Genomic DNA, 673 nt, shown 5'->3' with positions numbered 1-673 from the left:
ATAGCCCAGTATTCAAACTTGGTCATCAGACCGGAAATGGTCGCCACTTCGAATTCGAAACCTGCAGCATGGAGATGATACAACGGCAGCAACGTTTCAATCGGATGGTTAGCAGTCGAGGGTAATGACTCCAACTTATTGATAGTGTTTTATGTTCAGATAATGCCCGATGACTTTGTCATGCAGCTCCACCGATTTTGAGAACGACAGCGACTTCCGTCCCAGCCGTGCCAGGTGCTGCCTCAGATTCAGGTTATGCCGCTCAATTCGCTGCGTATATCGCTTGCTGATTACGTGCAGCTTTCCCTTCAGGCGGGATTCATACAGCGGCCAGCCATCCGTCATCCATATCACCACGTCAAAGGGTGACAGCAGGCTCATAAGACGCCCCAGCGTCGCCATAGTGCGTTCACCGAATACGTGCGCAACAACCGTCTTCCGGAGACTGTCATACGCGTAAAACAGCCAGCGCTGGCGCGATTTAGCCCCGACATAGCCCCACTGTTCGTCCATTTCCGCGCAGACGATGACGTCACTGCCCGGCTGTATGCGCGAGGTTACCGACTGCGGCCTGAGTTTTTTAAGTGACGTAAAATCGTGTTGAGGCCAACGCCCATAATGCGGGCTGTTGCCCGGCATCCAACGCCATTCATGGCCATATCAATGATTTTCT

1 pseudogene is annotated in these 673 nt (G+C 52.6%); it reads right to left on the bottom strand.

From position 1 onward, the window contains the following. Window positions 1–135 precede the first annotated feature (135 nt). A pseudogene (locus tag MLOOGBEN_RS28825) lies at window positions 136–673 on the bottom strand (IS1-like element IS1A family transposase); the annotation flags it as partial.

Origin of the sequence: Bacillus sp. EB106-08-02-XG196 (assembly GCF_013396335.1) — a bacterium.
In the GTDB taxonomy this organism is placed as follows: Bacteria; Bacillota; Bacilli; order Bacillales; family Cytobacillaceae; genus Neobacillus.
The sequence above is the reverse complement of the archived record's forward strand: the minus strand, read 5'-3'. Positions and strand labels throughout refer to the sequence as shown.